At 66.8% G+C, this 16,460-nt stretch carries 13 protein-coding genes and 1 pseudogene; 7 read left to right on the top strand and 7 right to left on the bottom strand.

Annotated elements, in window-relative coordinates:
- Positions 1-27: 27 nt before the first annotated feature.
- Positions 28-1,236, top strand: a complete 1,209-nt coding sequence (locus EOHIBHHM_RS15050; RefSeq protein WP_497251978.1) for an AGE family epimerase/isomerase — start codon at positions 28-30, stop codon at positions 1,234-1,236.
- Here the strand turns inward: EOHIBHHM_RS15050 and EOHIBHHM_RS15045 are convergent, their stop codons facing one another.
- Genes EOHIBHHM_RS15045 through EOHIBHHM_RS15030 form a run of 4 tightly spaced genes read right to left on the bottom strand, consistent with a single transcriptional unit; the run spans position 1,237 to position 5,732 of the window.
- Complete coding sequence (locus tag EOHIBHHM_RS15045; RefSeq protein ID WP_497251976.1) at positions 1,237-2,418, bottom strand: ABC transporter ATP-binding protein; 1,182 nt, start codon at positions 2,416-2,418, stop codon at positions 1,237-1,239.
- Positions 2,418-3,335, bottom strand: a complete 918-nt coding sequence (locus EOHIBHHM_RS15040; protein ID WP_497251974.1) for a carbohydrate ABC transporter permease — start codon at positions 3,333-3,335, stop codon at positions 2,418-2,420. Before EOHIBHHM_RS15040 ends, EOHIBHHM_RS15045 begins: the two co-directional genes overlap by 1 nt.
- Complete coding sequence (locus EOHIBHHM_RS15035) at positions 3,332-4,351, bottom strand: carbohydrate ABC transporter permease (RefSeq protein WP_497251972.1); 1,020 nt, start codon at positions 4,349-4,351, stop codon at positions 3,332-3,334. The genes EOHIBHHM_RS15040 and EOHIBHHM_RS15035 overlap by 4 nt, the downstream gene beginning before the upstream one ends.
- Before the next feature lie 10 nt (positions 4,352-4,361).
- Positions 4,362-5,732 carry an ABC transporter substrate-binding protein gene (locus tag EOHIBHHM_RS15030; RefSeq protein ID WP_497251970.1) on the bottom strand — a complete coding sequence of 457 codons (1,371 nt, stop codon included), beginning with the start codon at positions 5,730-5,732 and terminating at the stop codon, positions 4,362-4,364.
- 287 nt (positions 5,733-6,019) lie between these two features.
- On the opposite strand from EOHIBHHM_RS15030, the gene EOHIBHHM_RS15025 reads away from it, so the two are divergent.
- The 4 genes and pseudogenes from EOHIBHHM_RS15025 to EOHIBHHM_RS15010 all read left to right on the top strand — a co-directional run bounded on the left by EOHIBHHM_RS15025 (position 6,020) and on the right by EOHIBHHM_RS15010 (position 10,618).
- Positions 6,020-7,429, top strand: coding sequence for a class II fumarate hydratase (locus EOHIBHHM_RS15025; RefSeq protein WP_497251968.1), 1,410 nt, complete (start codon positions 6,020-6,022; stop codon positions 7,427-7,429).
- A gap of 483 nt (positions 7,430-7,912) precedes the next feature.
- Complete coding sequence (locus tag EOHIBHHM_RS15020) at positions 7,913-8,098, top strand: HVO_2901 family zinc finger protein (protein ID WP_497251966.1); 186 nt, start codon at positions 7,913-7,915, stop codon at positions 8,096-8,098.
- A gap of 128 nt (positions 8,099-8,226) precedes the next feature.
- Positions 8,227-10,092, top strand: coding sequence for a Glu-tRNA(Gln) amidotransferase subunit GatE (gene gatE, locus EOHIBHHM_RS15015; protein ID WP_497251964.1), 1,866 nt, complete (start codon positions 8,227-8,229; stop codon positions 10,090-10,092).
- 74 nt (positions 10,093-10,166) lie between these two features.
- A pseudogene (locus EOHIBHHM_RS15010) lies at positions 10,167-10,618 on the top strand (MaoC family dehydratase).
- 13 nt (positions 10,619-10,631) lie between these two features.
- On the opposite strand, the gene EOHIBHHM_RS15005 reads toward EOHIBHHM_RS15010, so the two are convergent.
- From EOHIBHHM_RS15005 to EOHIBHHM_RS14995, 3 genes are read right to left on the bottom strand one after another with little or no spacing between them, the layout of a single operon-like run.
- Positions 10,632-11,456, bottom strand: coding sequence for an RNA methyltransferase (locus tag EOHIBHHM_RS15005; protein WP_497251962.1), 825 nt, complete (start codon positions 11,454-11,456; stop codon positions 10,632-10,634).
- Complete coding sequence (locus tag EOHIBHHM_RS15000) at positions 11,453-12,031, bottom strand: DUF8114 family protein (RefSeq protein ID WP_497251960.1); 579 nt, start codon at positions 12,029-12,031, stop codon at positions 11,453-11,455. Before EOHIBHHM_RS15000 ends, EOHIBHHM_RS15005 begins: the two co-directional genes overlap by 4 nt.
- A 50-nt stretch (positions 12,032-12,081) precedes the next feature.
- Positions 12,082-13,104: a M48 family metallopeptidase gene (locus tag EOHIBHHM_RS14995; protein WP_497251958.1), complete on the bottom strand. Its 1,023-nt coding sequence runs from the start codon at positions 13,102-13,104 to the stop codon at positions 12,082-12,084.
- A 187-nt stretch (positions 13,105-13,291) separates the two neighbouring features.
- Here EOHIBHHM_RS14995 and EOHIBHHM_RS14990 point away from each other — a divergent pair, with 187 nt between their 5' ends.
- Together EOHIBHHM_RS14990 and folP are read left to right on the top strand one after the other, a co-directional pair.
- Positions 13,292-15,055 carry a DNRLRE domain-containing protein gene (locus EOHIBHHM_RS14990; protein ID WP_497251956.1) on the top strand — a complete coding sequence of 588 codons (1,764 nt, stop codon included), beginning with the start codon at positions 13,292-13,294 and terminating at the stop codon, positions 15,053-15,055.
- 137 nt (positions 15,056-15,192) lie between these two features.
- Positions 15,193-16,410 carry a dihydropteroate synthase gene (folP, locus tag EOHIBHHM_RS14985; RefSeq protein ID WP_497251954.1) on the top strand — a complete coding sequence of 406 codons (1,218 nt, stop codon included), beginning with the start codon at positions 15,193-15,195 and terminating at the stop codon, positions 16,408-16,410.
- Positions 16,411-16,460 lie beyond the last annotated feature (50 nt).

Here is a 16,460-nt window from a genome sequence, read left to right as displayed (position 1 = left end):
TCTCCCTCCCCCGCGTCGCCTCGAACCGTGACTCGCAGTTCGCCCGACTTCGGCGACCCGACGTGGCTCCGCGGCCACCGGCGGGACGTCTTGGAGTTCTACTATCCGACCTGCATGGACGAAGAGCGCGGCGGCTACGTCGCCCAGTTGGACGAACGGACCGGCGAGGTGTACGACCCCGACGCGAAGCATCTCGTCGCCACCTGCCGCTTCGTCGTCAACTTCTGTCGCGCCGCCCGCGACGGCGACCCCGACTGGACGCGGTCGGCGGCCGAACACGGCGTCGACTTCCTGCTCACTCACCACCGGAACGACGAGACCGGCGGCTACCGCTGGCTGCTCGACGGCACCGACCCCGTCGACGACCACTACTCGACGTACGGCCACGCGTTCGTCCTCCTGGCGCTGGCGGAGGCGACGACCGTCGGCGTCGACGGCGCGCGCGAGGCGCTCGACGACGCGTTCACCCTCGTCGATCGCTACTTCTGGGAACCGGAGCAAGGGCTCTGCCGGAGCGACCGCGACGCCGACTGGGGGCCGGTCGAGCAGTACCGCGGGCAGAACGCGAACATGCACATGTGTGAGGCACAGCTCGCGGCCTACGAGGCCACCGACGACGACCGCTACCTCGACCGGGCACGACGAATCGCCCGTCGCCTCACCGTCGACCTCGCCGAGCGGACCGACGGTCGCCTCTGGGAGCACTACGACGCCGACTGGACCCACGACATGGAGTACAACGTCGAGGAGAAATCCCACCAGTTCCGCCCGTGGGGCTACCAGCCCGGCCACCACGCCGAGTGGGCGAAGCTGCTGACCGAACTCGACGGCTACGTCGACGCCGCCTGGCCGCTCGACCGCGCCGAGGAGCTGTTCGCCGCCGCCGTCGACGACGGCTGGGACGCGGAACGCGGGGGGTTCTACTACACCCACGCGCCCGACGGCGACCCCATCGTCACCGACAAGTACGGCTGGCCGGTCGCGGAGGCGATCGGCGCGGCGGCCGTCCTCGCGGACGCGACGGGCGAAGAGCAGTATCGAGAGTGGTACGGCCGGTTCTGGACGTACGCGACCGAGCACCTCGTCGCACCCGGTGGCAACTGGTACACGAAGTTGACCGAAGAGAACGAGTACGTCGACACCGACGAGGGGCCGGCGGTCGAACCGGGCTATCACCCGATCGGTGCGTGTGAGGCGGCGCTGGCGTCGGCGACGGCGTTGCAGTCGTCCGACTGACTAGAGCCGCGGTTCGGTCGACTCGAGTTCGTCGAGCGAGCGGTTCTTGAGCGCCACACCGGTCTCCGCGTCGAACAGGTGGATCGCCGACTCGGGGATGTGCGCGACGGCCGGCTGTCCCGGCTCGATCGAGCGCATCCCGCCGACCGTCGCGACGAACGAGTGCTCGCGTTCGGGCGAGAAGGCGAGGTAGACGGTGTTCTCGTTGCCCATCGGTTCGACCACGTCGACGACCGTCTCGAACTCGTGCGGGCCGTCGCCGCCGTCGTCGCGCACCGCGACGTCCTCGGGGCGGATGCCGAGCGTGACGTGAGTGGAGCCGTCGACGGCCTCGCGACTCTCCTCGGAGAGTGGGTAGGCGAACTCCTCGACGTCTCGCGGGCGTTGCCCGCTCGAGCCGTCGGTGTCGCTCCCCGACACCCTGACCAACCGGTCGCCCTGTACCTCCATCTCGAAGAAGTTCATCGACGGTTCGCCGATGAACCCGCCGACGAAGCGGTTTGCGGGCTTGTGGTACACTTCGAGCGGCGTGCCGACCTGCTGGAGTCGCCCGTCGTCGAGGATGGCGATGCGGTCGCCCATCGTCATCGCCTCGGTCTGGTCGTGGGTGACGTAGACGGTCGTAGTGTCGAGGTCCTCCTGGATGCGCTGGAGCTCCGTCCGCATCTGTGCGCGGAGTTTGGCGTCCAGGTTGGAGAGCGGTTCGTCCATCAGGAACACCTCCGGTTCGCGGACGATGGCCCGGCCGAGCGCGACGCGCTGTTGCTGGCCACCGGAGAGTTCGCCGGGCTTGCGGTCGAGCAGTTCGGAGATGCCGAGCATCTCGGCGGCCTCCTCGACCTGCTCGCGGACGACGTCCTTCGAGAGGTCCGTCGACTCCTCGAGGCCGAACGACATGTTCTCCCGGACGGTCATGTGTGGGTAGAGCGCGTACGACTGGAACACCATCGCGATGTCGCGCTCCTTCGGACGCTTCCCCGCGATAGAGGTCTCTCCGAGTCGAATGTCGCCCTCGGTGACGGTCTCCAACCCCGCGATCATCCGCAGGGTTGTGGACTTACCACAGCCCGAGGGGCCGACGAGGACGAGGAACTCCCCGTCGTCGATGTCTATCGAGACGTCGTCGACCGCGACGACGTCGTCGAACCGCTTCGTGACCGAGTCGAGTGTGAGTCGTGCCATTAGGTTTCACCTGCGACGCCTTTGGCGAACTGTTCGCCGAACAGGACGTAGATGACGAGCGTCGGGAGCGCCGCGATGAACGCGCCCGCCATCTGGACGTTGTACTCCTGGACCATCGACCCTTTCAACGTGTTGAGCGCGATGGTGATCGGTGCGTTCGCGGGGTCGTTCACCAGCACCAGCGCGAACAGCAGGTCGTTCCAGATGTTCGTGAACTGGTAGATGAGCGTGACCGCGAACATCGGTTTCGAGAGCGGGAGGACGATCTTCCGGTAGATACGTGCCGGGGTGGCACCGTCCAACCGGGCGGCCTCCAGCATCTCGGTGTCCAGCGAGAGGTAGTAGCCGCGGAACAGGACGGTACAGATGGGGATACCGTACGCGGCGTGTGTCACGCCGAGTTCGATGAGACCGGCGCGGTCGGCCGCCGCCGAGAGGAGTCCGGGAACGAGCGGGACGAACGACAGCAGTCCCGCGACCGACGTCAGCAGTCCCGCCACGTCCACCATCGCCCAGAAGCGGGTCAGCGGTACCAACACGGACTGATAGGGGATGAACACGCCGGCGACGAAAAGCGAGAGCACGCCGACCTGATACTTCCAGTTCAGGTTGGTCATCCCGTAGGCCGCCATCGACCCGAACAGCGCCGACAGCACCGTCGCCGGGACGGCGAACAGGAGGCTGTTGACGAGACCGGGCGAGAGGCGGTCGAACGCTTCGGCCCACGGTTGGGCCGTCACGCCGTCGGCCGGCGGCGGGGCGAACGGCGTCGTGCTAAAGAACGCGTTTTGGGTCTTGAATGCCGTCATCAACCCCGTCTCCAGCGGCGCGAGGTAGAACGCCACCATCACCGCGAGCACGCCGTAGACGCTCGCACGGCGCAGGGTGAGGCTGTCGGACCACGACCCGGAACTCATAGCTCACCCCGCTGGTACTGCCGGTAGAGATACGGCGCGATGACGCCCAGCGCCATCACGAAAAGCACCGTCGCGATGCCGGAGCCGTACGCCCAGTTGGTCGACATGAACGCCTCGCGGAACATCATCACCGAGAGGATGTCAGCCGACGGACCGGGGTTCGGCCCGAACATGACGAACAGGAAGTCGAACGCCTTCAGCGCGAACACCATCAGCACGACGGCGGCGCTGGTCGTTGACGACCGGAGCTGCGGAACGATGACGCGCCAGTACATCCGGACCGTCGAGGCGCCGTCGGTGCGGGCCGCCTCGTACTGCTCAGTCGGGATGGCCTGCAGTCCGGCGAGGTAGACGATCATCGCGTAGCCGGAGAACTGCCACATCAGCGCGAAGATCACCGCCCCGAGTTTGAACTGCGGATCGGAGATCCAGCTCTGCGTGAACGCTCCGAGTCCGACGGTTCGGAGCGTCTCGTTGATGAGGCCGATGCTCGGGTTGTACATCCACGACCAGAAGATGGCCGTGACGACGAACGAGAGGCTCATCGGCAGGAGGTAGATGGTCCGGAACGTGTTCTCGAAGCGGACGCCCTGATCGACGAGGATCGCGAGCAAGAGTCCTAACAAGAGGGTGACGACGGTGAACGCGACGAGCAGGACGACCGTGTTGCGCGTGGCGACGAAGAAGTTCGACCCCGTATCGAGCAGTTCGTTCAGCATCTGGCTGTACACCGAGAGGTCGAACTGGTCGTAGTCCGGCTGACCGAGTCCGCTCCAGTCGGTCAGCGAGATGAGGACGTTCCACGCGACGGCGCCGTAGACGAACAGGCCGACGAGGAGCGCGGGCGGTCCCCAGAAGGGGAGCGACTGGACGAACTCGCTGTCGAGCACCGAACTGGAACTCGTCTCGCTCTCGCCCGCCATCGCGGGGTCGGCGACACCGCCGTCGGTCCGGAGGCTCTCGTCGCTCTCGGACTCGCGACTGCGACCGAGCGCACGGAAGAAAGAACGAAGCATGTGTGACGGTCTATACGTCGAACGCCGAGACGAGTTCGTCGTACGTGCTGTTCACGTTGTAGGATTCGTGGAAGCTCGCGAACGCGCCCTCGATGTTGCTCTTGACTTCGGGGCGGACGGCAGTGCCGTGGCCGATCGTCGCCGGTTGGCTGTCGGAGTTCGCGAAGTCCTCGCTCTGTGCCTGCAGGAACGGGCCGAACTCGTCCATCGAGACGTCCGTCCGCGGCGGGATCGACCCTTTCTTCGTGTTGAACCGCCGCTGTGCGTCCTTCGTCCCGCAGTAGGTGAGGAACTTCGTCGTCGCGTCCGGCGACGGGTTGTTCTTCGGGAAGACGAACGAGTCCATCACGAGCGAGTAGACGCCCTCGGTGCCGGGGAACGCGACGTTCCCCCAGTCGGAGTCGTACTCGAAGCCGTCGGCCGCGTTGTACTGACCGGCCGCCCAGTCGCCCTGGTGGATGAACGCGGCCTCGCCGTTGACGACCATCGAGTTCCCCTGGTCCCACGAGATCGACCCCGCGTCCTGCGGGAAGTGGTTGCTGTACTCCTTGACGCGCGTGAGCGCGCTCTTGACCTCGCTCTCGACGCTCGCGACGTCGCCGGAGGTGAACGTCTGGAAGGTGTCGACGCCCGCCTCGCCGATGAGTATCGTCTCCCACAGCTGGACGCTCGACCACGGCGACTGCGTCTGGTGGGCCATCGGCGTCGCGTCGGTCTCCTGTGCGACCGTCTCCATCGCGCCCAGCAGCGCGCTCGGATCGCCGATGTTCGTGGGATCGACGCCCGCGCTCTCGACGATCGACTTGTTGTAGAACAGGTTGTTCAGTCGGTGGATGTTGATGGGGACCGAGACGAAGTTGTCGGTGCCGGCTTTCGCCGCGTCCTTGACGCCCTGGAGGTAGTTGCCCTTCATGTTGTTGTTGCTCCAGACGCTGTCGCTGATGTCGTTCAGGATATCAGCCTCGGTGTAGGGGTACAGCGCCTTGCCGGGCCAGATCTGGAACGTAGAGGGCGGGTTCTGGTTGAGGACGCGGTTCTTGATCACCGTGTCGAGTGCGCTGCCGGCACCGCCCGGTGCAGGGTTGTTCTCGACCTCGATGTCGGAGTACTGCTCTTGGAACCCTTCCAGCAGGGCGTCCAGCGCATCCTGTTCGCCACCGGCGGTCCACCAGTGGACGATCTCGAAGGTGTTGCCGCCGCCGCTGCCACCGTCGCCGCCGTCGCCGCCGTCGGTGCTCCCGTTCCCACCGTCGCCGCCGTCGCTGCCGTCGCCACCGTCGCCGGTACAGCCTGCCAGCCCCGTCATCCCGGCCGCGCCAGCGAGTCCAGTTGCCTTCACGACCGACCGACGGGAGAGCTTGTGTAGGTTGTCGTCTGTCATTGTCTTTCCACTGTGAGTACCGTTCGCACCAATATGCGAACAGTACTTAAAAGTTGCCGATATTATCACGATTTTGAGTGGCATTTTCAACTCCCTCCCGTCGCTATTCTCTCGAATCACACCGACAGCGGTTCCCACTCCTCTCGATGAACGGGTCGTGTAATGTTTTTTCACGCGTTCTGATTCGGCCGTTTATATACCTCGAGCGACGACGTCCGCACAGTGCGTCGGACGCCGCCGACGCCGCGACCGATGGCTTTTACGCACCATGCTGCGTGGTGCCGCGCATGAGTGAGGACCACAGAGTCGAACGTGACAGTCTCGGAGAGATGCAGGTACCGGCGGACGCCTACTGGGGTGCACAGACCCAGCGCGCCGTCGAGAACTTCCCCATCTCGGGGATCACGTTCGGTCGACGCTTCGTCCGTGCGCTGGGCGTCGTCAAGAAGGCCGCCGCGCAGGCGAACCGCGATCTCGGACTCGTCGACGAGGAGAAAGCCGACGCGATCGTCGAGGCCGCAGACGAGGTCATCGCCGGCGAGCACGACGACCAGTTCCCGGTCGACGTCTTCCAGACCGGGTCGGGGACCTCCTCCAACATGAACGCCAACGAGGTCATCGCCAACCGCGCCGCCGAGCTCATGGGTGCGGAGATCGGCGACCGCGTCGTCCACCCGAACGACCACGTCAACTACGGTCAGTCGTCGAACGACGTCATCCCGACTGCGATGCACGTCTCCGCGCTCGAAGCGGTCGAGAAGGACCTCCTGCCCGCGCTCGACACGCTTCGCGAGGCACTCGAGGCCAAAGAGGAGGAGTTCGACGACGTCGTCAAGACGGGTCGGACGCACCTGCAGGACGCCACACCAGTCACGCTCGGTCAGGAGTTCGGCGGCTACAAGACGCAGGTCGAGAAGGGGCTCGCTCGCGTCGACTACGTCCGCGACCACCTCGGCGAACTCGCCCTCGGCGGGACCGCCGTCGGCACCGGACTCAACACCCACCCCGAGTTCCCGGCGAAAGCAGCCGAGTACATCTCCGAGGAGACCGGCGTCGCGTTCCGCGAGGCCGACAACCACTTCGAGGCGCAGGCCGCCCACGACGCGATGAGCGAGGCCCACGGCGCGCTCCGCACCGTCGCCGGCAGCCTCAACAAGATCGCCAACGACCTCCGACTGCTGGCCTCCGGCCCGCGTAACGGGCTCGGCGAGATCGAACAGCCGGAGAACCAGCCCGGCTCCTCGATCATGCCCGGCAAGATCAACCCCGTCGTCGCCGAGGCGGTCAACCAGGTCCACAAGCAGGTCGTCGGCAACGACGCCGCCGTCTCCGCCGGTGCGGCCGAGGGACAGATCGACCTCAACCTCTACAAGCCGGTGCTCGCACACAACTTCCTCGAATCCGCCGAGTTGCTCTCGAACGCCTCGGAGGTGTTCGCCGAGCGGTTCGTCGCCAAACTCGAAGCCAACGAGGAGCACTGCGCCGACCAGGTCGAGCGCAGCATGGCGCTGGCGACGGCGCTCAACCCCGCGATCGGCTACGACAAGGCCTCGAAGGTCGCCAAGAAAGCGCTCGCAGACAACAAGACGGTCCGCGAAGTCGCCGTCGACGAGGGCTACCTCACCGAGGAGGAGGCCGACGAGGTGCTCGACCCCGAGAAGATGACGCACCGAGGGATTTTGGGGCAAGACGACTGAGCGGCACAACACTACGCGCGTTTTATCGCGCGTACCAGTTCAGCCGCGGAGGTGTAGACGACTGAGCGGCACCTGACAGCGCGCAGTTCAGCCGCGGAGGTGTAGACGACTGAGCGGCACCTGACAGCGCGCGTTTTATCGCGCGCAACTCAGCAGCCGCGGAGGTGTGACGACGACGAAACCACACCAATCCCGGCGCGTCTCGTCGCGCGCACTCTTCTTGCCGCAGCGGTATGGAAAACCGGGCGACAACTCTCGGTCCACCCTCGTCGCGTCCACACCGACAGTCGCGCCCGTCTGAACGACTCGACCTTGAGAACTGACACGCTCTTTTGAAGAACGAGTGACCAATATCGTGCGGTATGCTAACTAGTCAAACCACGTCTAACGGCGGAATCGAAAGCGGGCGTCGACCTTTCGGCTTTAGTCACGAGAGTGGGAACAAGCGACATTTTCAAGACATACGAGGTAGTTCCTTCACATATGCCTGGGGTGAATCTTCATCGAGAGACAAAGGGTCGGGAACTGCTCGTATGCCGAAAATGTGGAACACGCTTCCCGGAGGGGAGAGCGACACAGGACGGCTGGTACTATCGCTGCCCGGAAGACGGCTGTGACGCGGAAGGGATCGGCGAGGGACTGCGCCGACTCCGCGACGACGAACGGTAACACTCGCACGACGCTCACCGAACGGGGACGGTGAGTCTTCTCCTCTCGCAGTCGACGGGGAGTCGTGACGCCGACGGTTCGCCCCCAGACTGAACCATTTTTACTCCCCCCGCGCGCACATGGCGACAATGAGCGAGTACGACTACGAGGAACTCGGGCTCGTCGCGGGGCTGGAGATCCACCAGCAGCTCGACACCGCGACCAAACTCTACTGTCAGTGCCCGACGGCGCGACGCGAACCGGAGGAGGCAACCCGGACGTTCACCCGCTATCTCCACCCGACGAAGAGCGAACTCGGGGAGATCGACGACGCCGCGCTCGAGGAGAGCCGCGTCGACCGCGAGTTCGAGTATCTCGCGTTCGACACCACCTGTCTCGTCGAGGAGGACGACGAACCGCCGCACCACATCGACGACGAGGCGCTCGCCGTGGCGATGCAGATCGCGACGATGCTGGAGATGTCCGTCGTCGATCAGGCGCACGTCATGCGCAAGCTCGTCGTCGACGGCTCGAACACCTCCGGCTTCCAGCGGACGGCGCTCGTCGGCCAAGAGGGCCAGATCGAGACGAGCGACGGCCCGGTCGGCGTCGAGGACCTCCTGCTCGAAGAGGAGTCCGCCGGGCGCGTCGCCGAGACGGGCGACGGCGTCCGCTACAGCCTCGACCGCCTCGGCATCCCGCTCGTCGAGATCGGCACCAAACCCGACATCTCCTCGCCCGAGCAGGCCCGCGAGGCGGCCGAGCAGATCGGGATGCTTCTGCGCTCGACCGGGAAAGTCAAGCGCGGCCTCGGCACCATCCGTCAGGACGTCAACGTCTCCATCGCCGACGGCGCGCGCGTCGAGATGAAAGGCGTCCAGACGCTCGACGACATCGAAGACCTCGTCCGTCTGGAGGTCCAGCGCCAGGTCGAACTGCTCGACGTCCGCGACGAACTGCAGGCTCGCGACGCCAGCGTCGGCGAGACGCAGGACGTCACCGCCGTCTTCGACGAGACCGAGAGCGGCGTCATCGAGGGCGCACTCGACGGCGGGAAAGTCACCGCCGTCCCACTCTTTGGCTTCGACGGGCTCGTCGGCCGCGAACTCCAGCCGGACCGCCGTCTCGGCACGGAGTTCTCCGACCACGCCAAGCGCCACGGCGCGGGCGGCATCTTCCACACCGACGAACTACCGGCCTACGGCGTTACCGGCGAAGAAGTCGACGCGCTGAAGGAGGCGGTCGGCGCGGGCGACGACGACGCCGTCGCCATCGTCGCTGCCGACTCCGAGACGGCGGAGTTGGCGATCGACGCCGTCAAGGAGCGCGCCGAGGCGGCCATCGAGGGCGTCCCCGAAGAGACGCGCGGTGCAAACGACGACGCGACGACGCGCTACCTCCGCCCGCTGCCGGGTGCGGCGCGGATGTACCCCGAGACGGACGTGCCGCCGGTCGAACCCGACCCCTCGGACGTCGAAGTCCCCGAACTTCTCACCGAACGCGTCGACAGATATCGAGAGGAGTTCGGCCTCGACGCCGGTCTCGCAGAGCAGGTCGCCTTCGGCCGTCGGATGCCGCTGTTCGAGCGCGCCGTCGCCGACGGGATCGACGCGACGCTCGCCGCAGGAACCCTCGAATCGACGACGACGGAGCTCCGCCGCGACGACGTCCCCGTCGAGAACCTCACCGACGACCACCTGCTCGACGTGCTCCAGCTCGTCGACGCGGGCGACCTCGCGAAGGAGGGGATCGCCGACGTGCTGACCGTCCTCGCGGAGAACCCCGATCTCTCGGCGGAGGAGGCCGTCGAGGAGGCAGGTCTCTCGGGCGTCGACGAGTCCGAGGTTCGCGCCGCCGTCCAGGAGGTCGTCGATCGCAACGAGGAACAGGTCGAAGAGCAGGGGATGGGCGCGTTCTCGGCGCTCATGGGCGAAGCGATGGGTGCGCTCCGCGGTAAGGCCGACGGCGAAGTCGTCAGTTCGACGCTCCGCGAGGAGATCCAGAAGCGCGCCTGAGCCTCGAGTTCGTCATCTCACTCCCTCGCTCGCGACAGAAAACCTACTTCATCCCCGCCCCCCACTCCCCAGTAATGACCATCTTCTACGAGGATCTCGACGTCGGTCACGTCGAGGAGTTCGGTGCGTACGAGGTGACGGAGGCAGAAGTACTCGAGTTTGCCGAACGGTACGACCACAGTGGTTCCACGTCGACAAGGAGCGCGCGGAGGCCGAGTCGATGTACGGCGGACTCATCGCGAGCGGGTGGCACACCGCGTCGATGACGATGCGACTGGTCGTCGACCACCATCTCTCGGAGGCGGCGTCGCTCGGAGCGAAGGGAGTACGCGAACTCCAGTGGCGCAAGCCGGTCAGACCCGGCGACGTGCTCTCCGTGCGGGTCGAGGTGCTGGAGAAGGCGGTCGAGCGGTCGAACCGCGGTCTCGTCGTCACCCGGACCGAGACGTTGAACCAGGACGACGAAGTGGTGCTGTCGATGGTCTCGGAAGTGATGTACGCGCTGCGCGACGGGGACTCTCGGTAGGCGCTCTCCGACGTTACTGATTCCAGCGGTCGTCGTAGCCGAGTTCGTCCAGCAGTTCCTCCCGTTCGCGCAGTTGCTCGTTCGCGCGACGGACGAGGCCGAGCAGCGTCTTCACTTCTCTGTCGGTCGGATGTGAGCGGCCGAACAGTCGTCGGAACATCAGCTCGGCCCGGTCGCGCTGGTGGTCCGGGAACTGCGAGGCGTCGAGGAACTCCGCGAGGAAGTCGTAGAGCCGGTCGAGCTCCGCCTCGTCGGCGCGGGCGTGTTCGACGTCCGGCAGTTGGGTCTCCTCGACTGTCAACTCCCGGAGTTCGTACAGCGTGACGGTCGCCGCCTGTCCGAGGTTCAAGATGGGGTAGCGGCCGTCGGCCGGGATGGAGGCGACCTCGTCCAGCCGTGCGAGCTCGTCGTTGTTGAGACCCTTCCCCTCGCGGCCGAAGACGAGCGCGGTCTTCGTGTCGACCGTCTTCAGGTCCTCTCTCAGTTCGACGGGCGTCTTGAACGGGAAGCGGTCGTGGCTGTAGCTCGACTCGTTGGTGATGCCGGTGAAGCCGACCGTGTGAAAGTTCTCGACGATCTCGTCGAACGTCACCGTCTCGGCGTTCGGTAACACGTCTTCGCGGGCGTGACCGGCGAAGCCGTACGCCTCGCCGTCCGGGTCGAACTCCGGCGGGTTCACCAGTTTGAGGTCGTACAGTCCGAAGTTCTTCATCGCTCGGGCGATGGTGCCGACGTTGCCGGGCGTCTCGGGTTCGACGACGACCACGACGGGTTTGTGGCTCCGCGGCCCGGTCGCGCGTTCGGGTTCGCGCTCTCGGTCCCGTGTCTCGTCGCTCATTTCGTCGGGTAGTCGGTGTCGAGATCGAGGTCGTCCGCGTCGATCTCCTGCGACTGTCTCCGCATCGCCTCGCGCTCCTCGCGGGGGATGATCTCGATGCGTCGCCCTTCGAAGTCCTCGTTGAGGCGGTGGTGGAGCTCCTCTGCGTTCGGCGGCGTCGGCAGGTCGTCGGGGTCGGTCTCGACGTACTCCATCCCGACGTACTCCTCGGGTGCGCGGCCGCCGTCGGCGAACCAGAGGTGGAACTCGTCGCGGAACTCCTCGTCGCCCACCAACTCGCTGCCGTCCTCCTCGCGGAACCAGTAGAGGAAGTGGGGTTCGTGACGGTCACAGAGCAGCAGTTCGTCGCCCGGTTCGCCGTAGACGATGGTCGCCTGGTTGCACCGCCGCTTCTCGGCTTCGCCGTGGACCAGATAGCAGGCGTCGCACGGTTCCTCGACGAGATGTGCGAGCCGGACGAGTCGCTGCCGTGGCTCCTCGGGTATCTCGTCGAGCGGTCTGAACTCGCCCTCGTCGCCGAAGATCTCGGACTCCTCGAACCGCCAGCCGCGGAGTCCGACGCTGACCTTTGCCATACGCGGTGACTAGCGGGTAGGCGAATAAAAAGAGCGTGAAAAGCGCGTGTTCACCGCTCACAGGCGAGTCGCTTGAGTCGCGCACGGCGTTCGGAGACGGGCGGATGCGTCCGGAGGTGGCGGCCGACGAACGCCTGCAGACGTCGCCACCGGTGGTGGTACGTGGCCGCGCGGTCGCCGTCGACACCGAGCCGAATCGGGTCGTCGCCGACCTCGTCGACCGACGCCGGTGAGACGACGGAGAAGGCGCTGACGCTCGCGGTCGCTCGCAGATCGTCGACCGGACGGTCCCGGAGCCGCCTCTCGATCTTCGAGAGCGCGCTCGCGAGAGCGGTCGGATCCCCCGTGATGGCGACCGCCCCACGGTCGGCGGCCAGTTCACGGGTTCGGGAGAAGACGGCGACGACGACCCGGCCGACGAGTGCGAACAGCCACCCCACCGTCGCCGCCACGAACCCGACGAGGCTCTTCGACTCCCGCTTGCCGTCCGAGCGGTACTCCCAGTTCTCCAGCGTCGTCTCGCCCGTCGGCGACGTTCCGAGGTCGTACAGCCGCTCTGCGACCGCCGTCGGCAGCGACACCGCCGTCATCACGGCCACGTCGCGGTTCTTCACGTGCGCGAGTTCGTGGGCGACCACCGCTCGCAACTCCTCGTCGTCGAGTGCGCTCAGGAGCCCGGTCGAGACGACGAGCGTCGTCGCACTCGGTCGAAACCCCGCCGTGAACGCCTCCGGCGTCTCCGTCTTCGCGACGGCCAGCGTCGGCACCGGCACGTCCGCCTGCTGTGCGACGCTGGTCACCGTTCGGTGCAGTCGCGGGGCCGTCTCCGCGTCGACGTCGACTGCGCCCGCCTCGCGGACGACGTGCTCGCGCTGGCGGAGTTCGAGTGCGGCCAGTCCGACGAAGAGGAGGGTAGCGAGCGCGGGCGCGACGAGCAGCGGGAGGCCGAACAGGTTCGACACGACGGCCAGTAGTCCCGTCACGACGCCGACGAACGCGACGGCGAGTGCGAGGAGGAGGGCGACGGCGAACAGCATCCGGAGACGGAGGTTCCAGTCGACTGACCAATCCATGTGACCGGTTTCCGTCGCCCCCTGCCTAACGCTGTCGCTCGAAACGGAGGCTCTCCGACGGGTGGACGAACCCACCCGGTGTCACGTCACCTCCGTGTTAGCTACGGATTCTCCGACAGTCGGTAAAAATAACAACATAGTAACAAGAAATATTGTCACAGAGAGTGAGTGTACGTCGTGGTCTGGAATGCAAGTAGACGAGACAGAACGCGGTGAGGAAACGTCCGGCAGCCGACGACGCGACGCGGTCGTCACCCGGCGCGACACGCTGAGACTCTCCGGCGCGCTCGGCGTCGCTGCGCTCGGTGGGTTCGGGACGAACGTCGTGAACGTCGCGAGCGCAGCGACTCCGGCGTGGACGCTCGTGGCGGTCCCGGACACACAGAAGTACGTGCGGCGGTCGTCGCTGGTCTCCTACGCGCAGGAACAGACCGACTGGATCGCCGACAACCTCGAGACGGAGAACATCGCCTTCGTCACGCACGAGGGCGACTGGGTCGACGACGGCAGCGACCGAACCGAGTGGCGACGCATGCACAGAGTCTGGAACGCCATCGAGGGAAAGGTCCCCTACGCCGCCGCCGTCGGCGACCACGACTACGCGGTCGAAGAGGACCGTAGCTCCTCCACCGCGAACTACCGTCGGTTCTTCGGCGAGCGTCGGTACCGGAGCTACAGTTGGTTCGGCGGTTCCGCACCGAACGACCTCAGCCACTACCAGCGGTTCAACGCCGGCGGCTACGAGTTTCTCCACCTCGACCTCGAGTGGGAGGCACCCGGCGACCCGGACGACCCGGACACCCCCGTCGGCTGGGCACAGCGCGTCCTCGACGCACACCCCGACACGCCGACCATCGTCACGACCCACTCGTATCTGTGGGACAAGCCCGGACGGGAGGGGCGGACCACGTTCGTCGAAGAGAACAGCGGCGACGGTAACTCGGGGCAGCAGTTGTTCCGCAAACTCGTCGCGCCCAACCCGCAGGTGTTCATGGTGCTCTGCGGGAACTTCCACGAGGCCCGCGGCACCGACGACGGCGAGTGGGCGCAGGTCTCGCGGAACGACGCCGGGTTCGACGTGTACGAACTGCTGGCGTGTTACCAGGACTATCCGAAGGGTGGCGAGGGGTGGCTCCGCCTCCTCCGGTTCGTCCCCGGCGGCGGCTCCGGCGACCGCGACCGCATCGAAGTCCGCACCTACTCGCCCGCGCTCGACGAGTTCCAGACCGACGGGCGGAGCCAGTTCGGGTTCGACCTGCGCTTCGCCGACCGGTTCGGCGCGTCGTCGGCCGGCGAGGACGGACGTGACGACGAGAGCGACGCTGCCGACGGCGATACCGACGACGACGCCGACGGCGGCGACCGCGTCGACACCGACGAGAGCGCCGAGACGCGGACCCTGAGGTTCCAGACCGGACGCGACGGGTACGACGGCACCGTCGACACCTACCTCCAAGAGGACCGCCCCACCGCCGACAACGGGGCGGCGTCGACGCTGGTCGTCGACACCAACGACCCCCACGGGACGGGACGGGCGGTGCAGACGCTGCTCCGGTTCGACGGCGTCGTCGGCGACGGGGACGGACGCGTCCCACGCGGTGCGACCGTCCAGTCGGCGTCGCTCACGCTCCGGACGGTCGACAGGGGCGACGGCGCGGCCCTCCATCGACTGCTCGTCGACTGGCGGGACAGCGACAGCTGGAACTCGCTCGGCGACGGCGTGCAGGCGGACGGGGATCAGGCCGTCGGCGAGGCCGACGTCACCACCGGCCGCGTCGCCGCCGGGACGACGACCGTCGACGTCACTGCGAGCGTCCGGGCGTGGGTCGCAGGCGAACCCAACCACGGCTGGGTGTTCCGCCCCGCCGGGGGGAACGGGTGGGACTTCGTCTCCTCGGAGGGGTCGACGCCGCCGGAGCTGACCGTCAGGTTCGACGTCGCATCCGAGTGACTCGCCTCGACCTGACCGACGCCGCGCCCGGATGACCCACGTCGGCGTGGCTCGGATCGCCGAGGCGTCTCGTCGGACGGCCCTCGACGGCGACCGCTTTCGGGTGGCATATGTACGCTCAGTCCACAGATTCTCTCATGCGCAACGTGGACGCCGCCGGACTCGGCATCGGTGACGACTACCCGCCGCGGATCATGGGCGTGCTGAACGTCTCGAAGGAGTCACCGTACGAGCCGAGCGTGTTCGACGACGCCGGCGAGGCCGCCGAGTACGTCGACCGCGAACTCATCGACGAGGGTGCCGACATCGTCGACGTCGGCCTCGAATCCGCCAACAAGCGCTTCGAGGTGCTCTCCGCCGAGGAGGAGCTCGATCGCCTCGAGACGGCGATCGAGACCGTCGAGAGCGTCTCCGGCGACGCCGTCTTCTCCATCGAGACTCGCTATCACGAGGTCGCCGAGGCGGCTCTCGACGCCAACTTCGACATGGTCAACGACATCTGTGGCTTCGCCGACCCGGAGATGCCCGAGGTCTGTGCGGCCCGCGACGCCGCCGTCGCCAAGATGGCGAGTCCGCCGGACCTCTGGCGCCCCGGCGCGGTCGAGGAGGTCGACGACATCTACGAGGCGCTGACGCAGAACGGACTGACCGACAAGACGATCGTCGACCCCGCCTTCGGCGGGTGGAGCGAGGCCAAGACGCTGGAACACGACCGCGAGACGTTCGACCGTCTCCGGGAGTTTCGGGGCTTCGGTCAGCCCGTCTTGGTCTCGATCAATCGCAAGAACTTCCTGCGCGAGATCGCCGGCCGCTCCACCGAGGAGGCACTCCCCGTCAGCCTCGCCGCGACGTCGATGGCGGTCGAGCGCGGCGCACACGTCGTCCGCACCCACGACGTCGCCGAGACGCGCGACGCGGCGCTCGTCGGCAAGGAGTTCGCTCGCCGTCGACTCCGCGAGTCGGGCGACGTCGGCGTCGAGGAGTTGGACGTCACGACCGTCCGGGAGGCCCGCCGCCACGTCGACCGGGTCCGCGGCGACGGGACGGTCGCCGACGCCGACGCTTCCGGCAGTTCAACCTCCACCCCTCTCGACGCCTCCGACGGTCTCACGTCCGACCCCGCCCGTCACGCCGTCACTCGCGTCTTCGAACTGACCGGTCTCGACGCCGAGTCGAAGGGGGCGCTCCGGGCCGCCGCGGCGGAGACGGCGCTCGTGATCGTCGAGGGCCGCGACGGGACGAGTCTGCTCGCCGTCGGGACGCCCGTCGCCTTCGAGAACACGGCGGCGGAAGCGGGGGGCGTCTCCTCGGCGCTCGACGCCGCGCTGGAACGGATCACCGACGCGGGGAGATAACTCCACGGCAGACACCTCGAAGAGAAAACTTATGACACCCCGGAAGAAAC

Source organism: Halogranum roseipondis (assembly GCF_059695585.1).
This window is presented reverse-complemented; position numbering and strand designations above follow the sequence as displayed.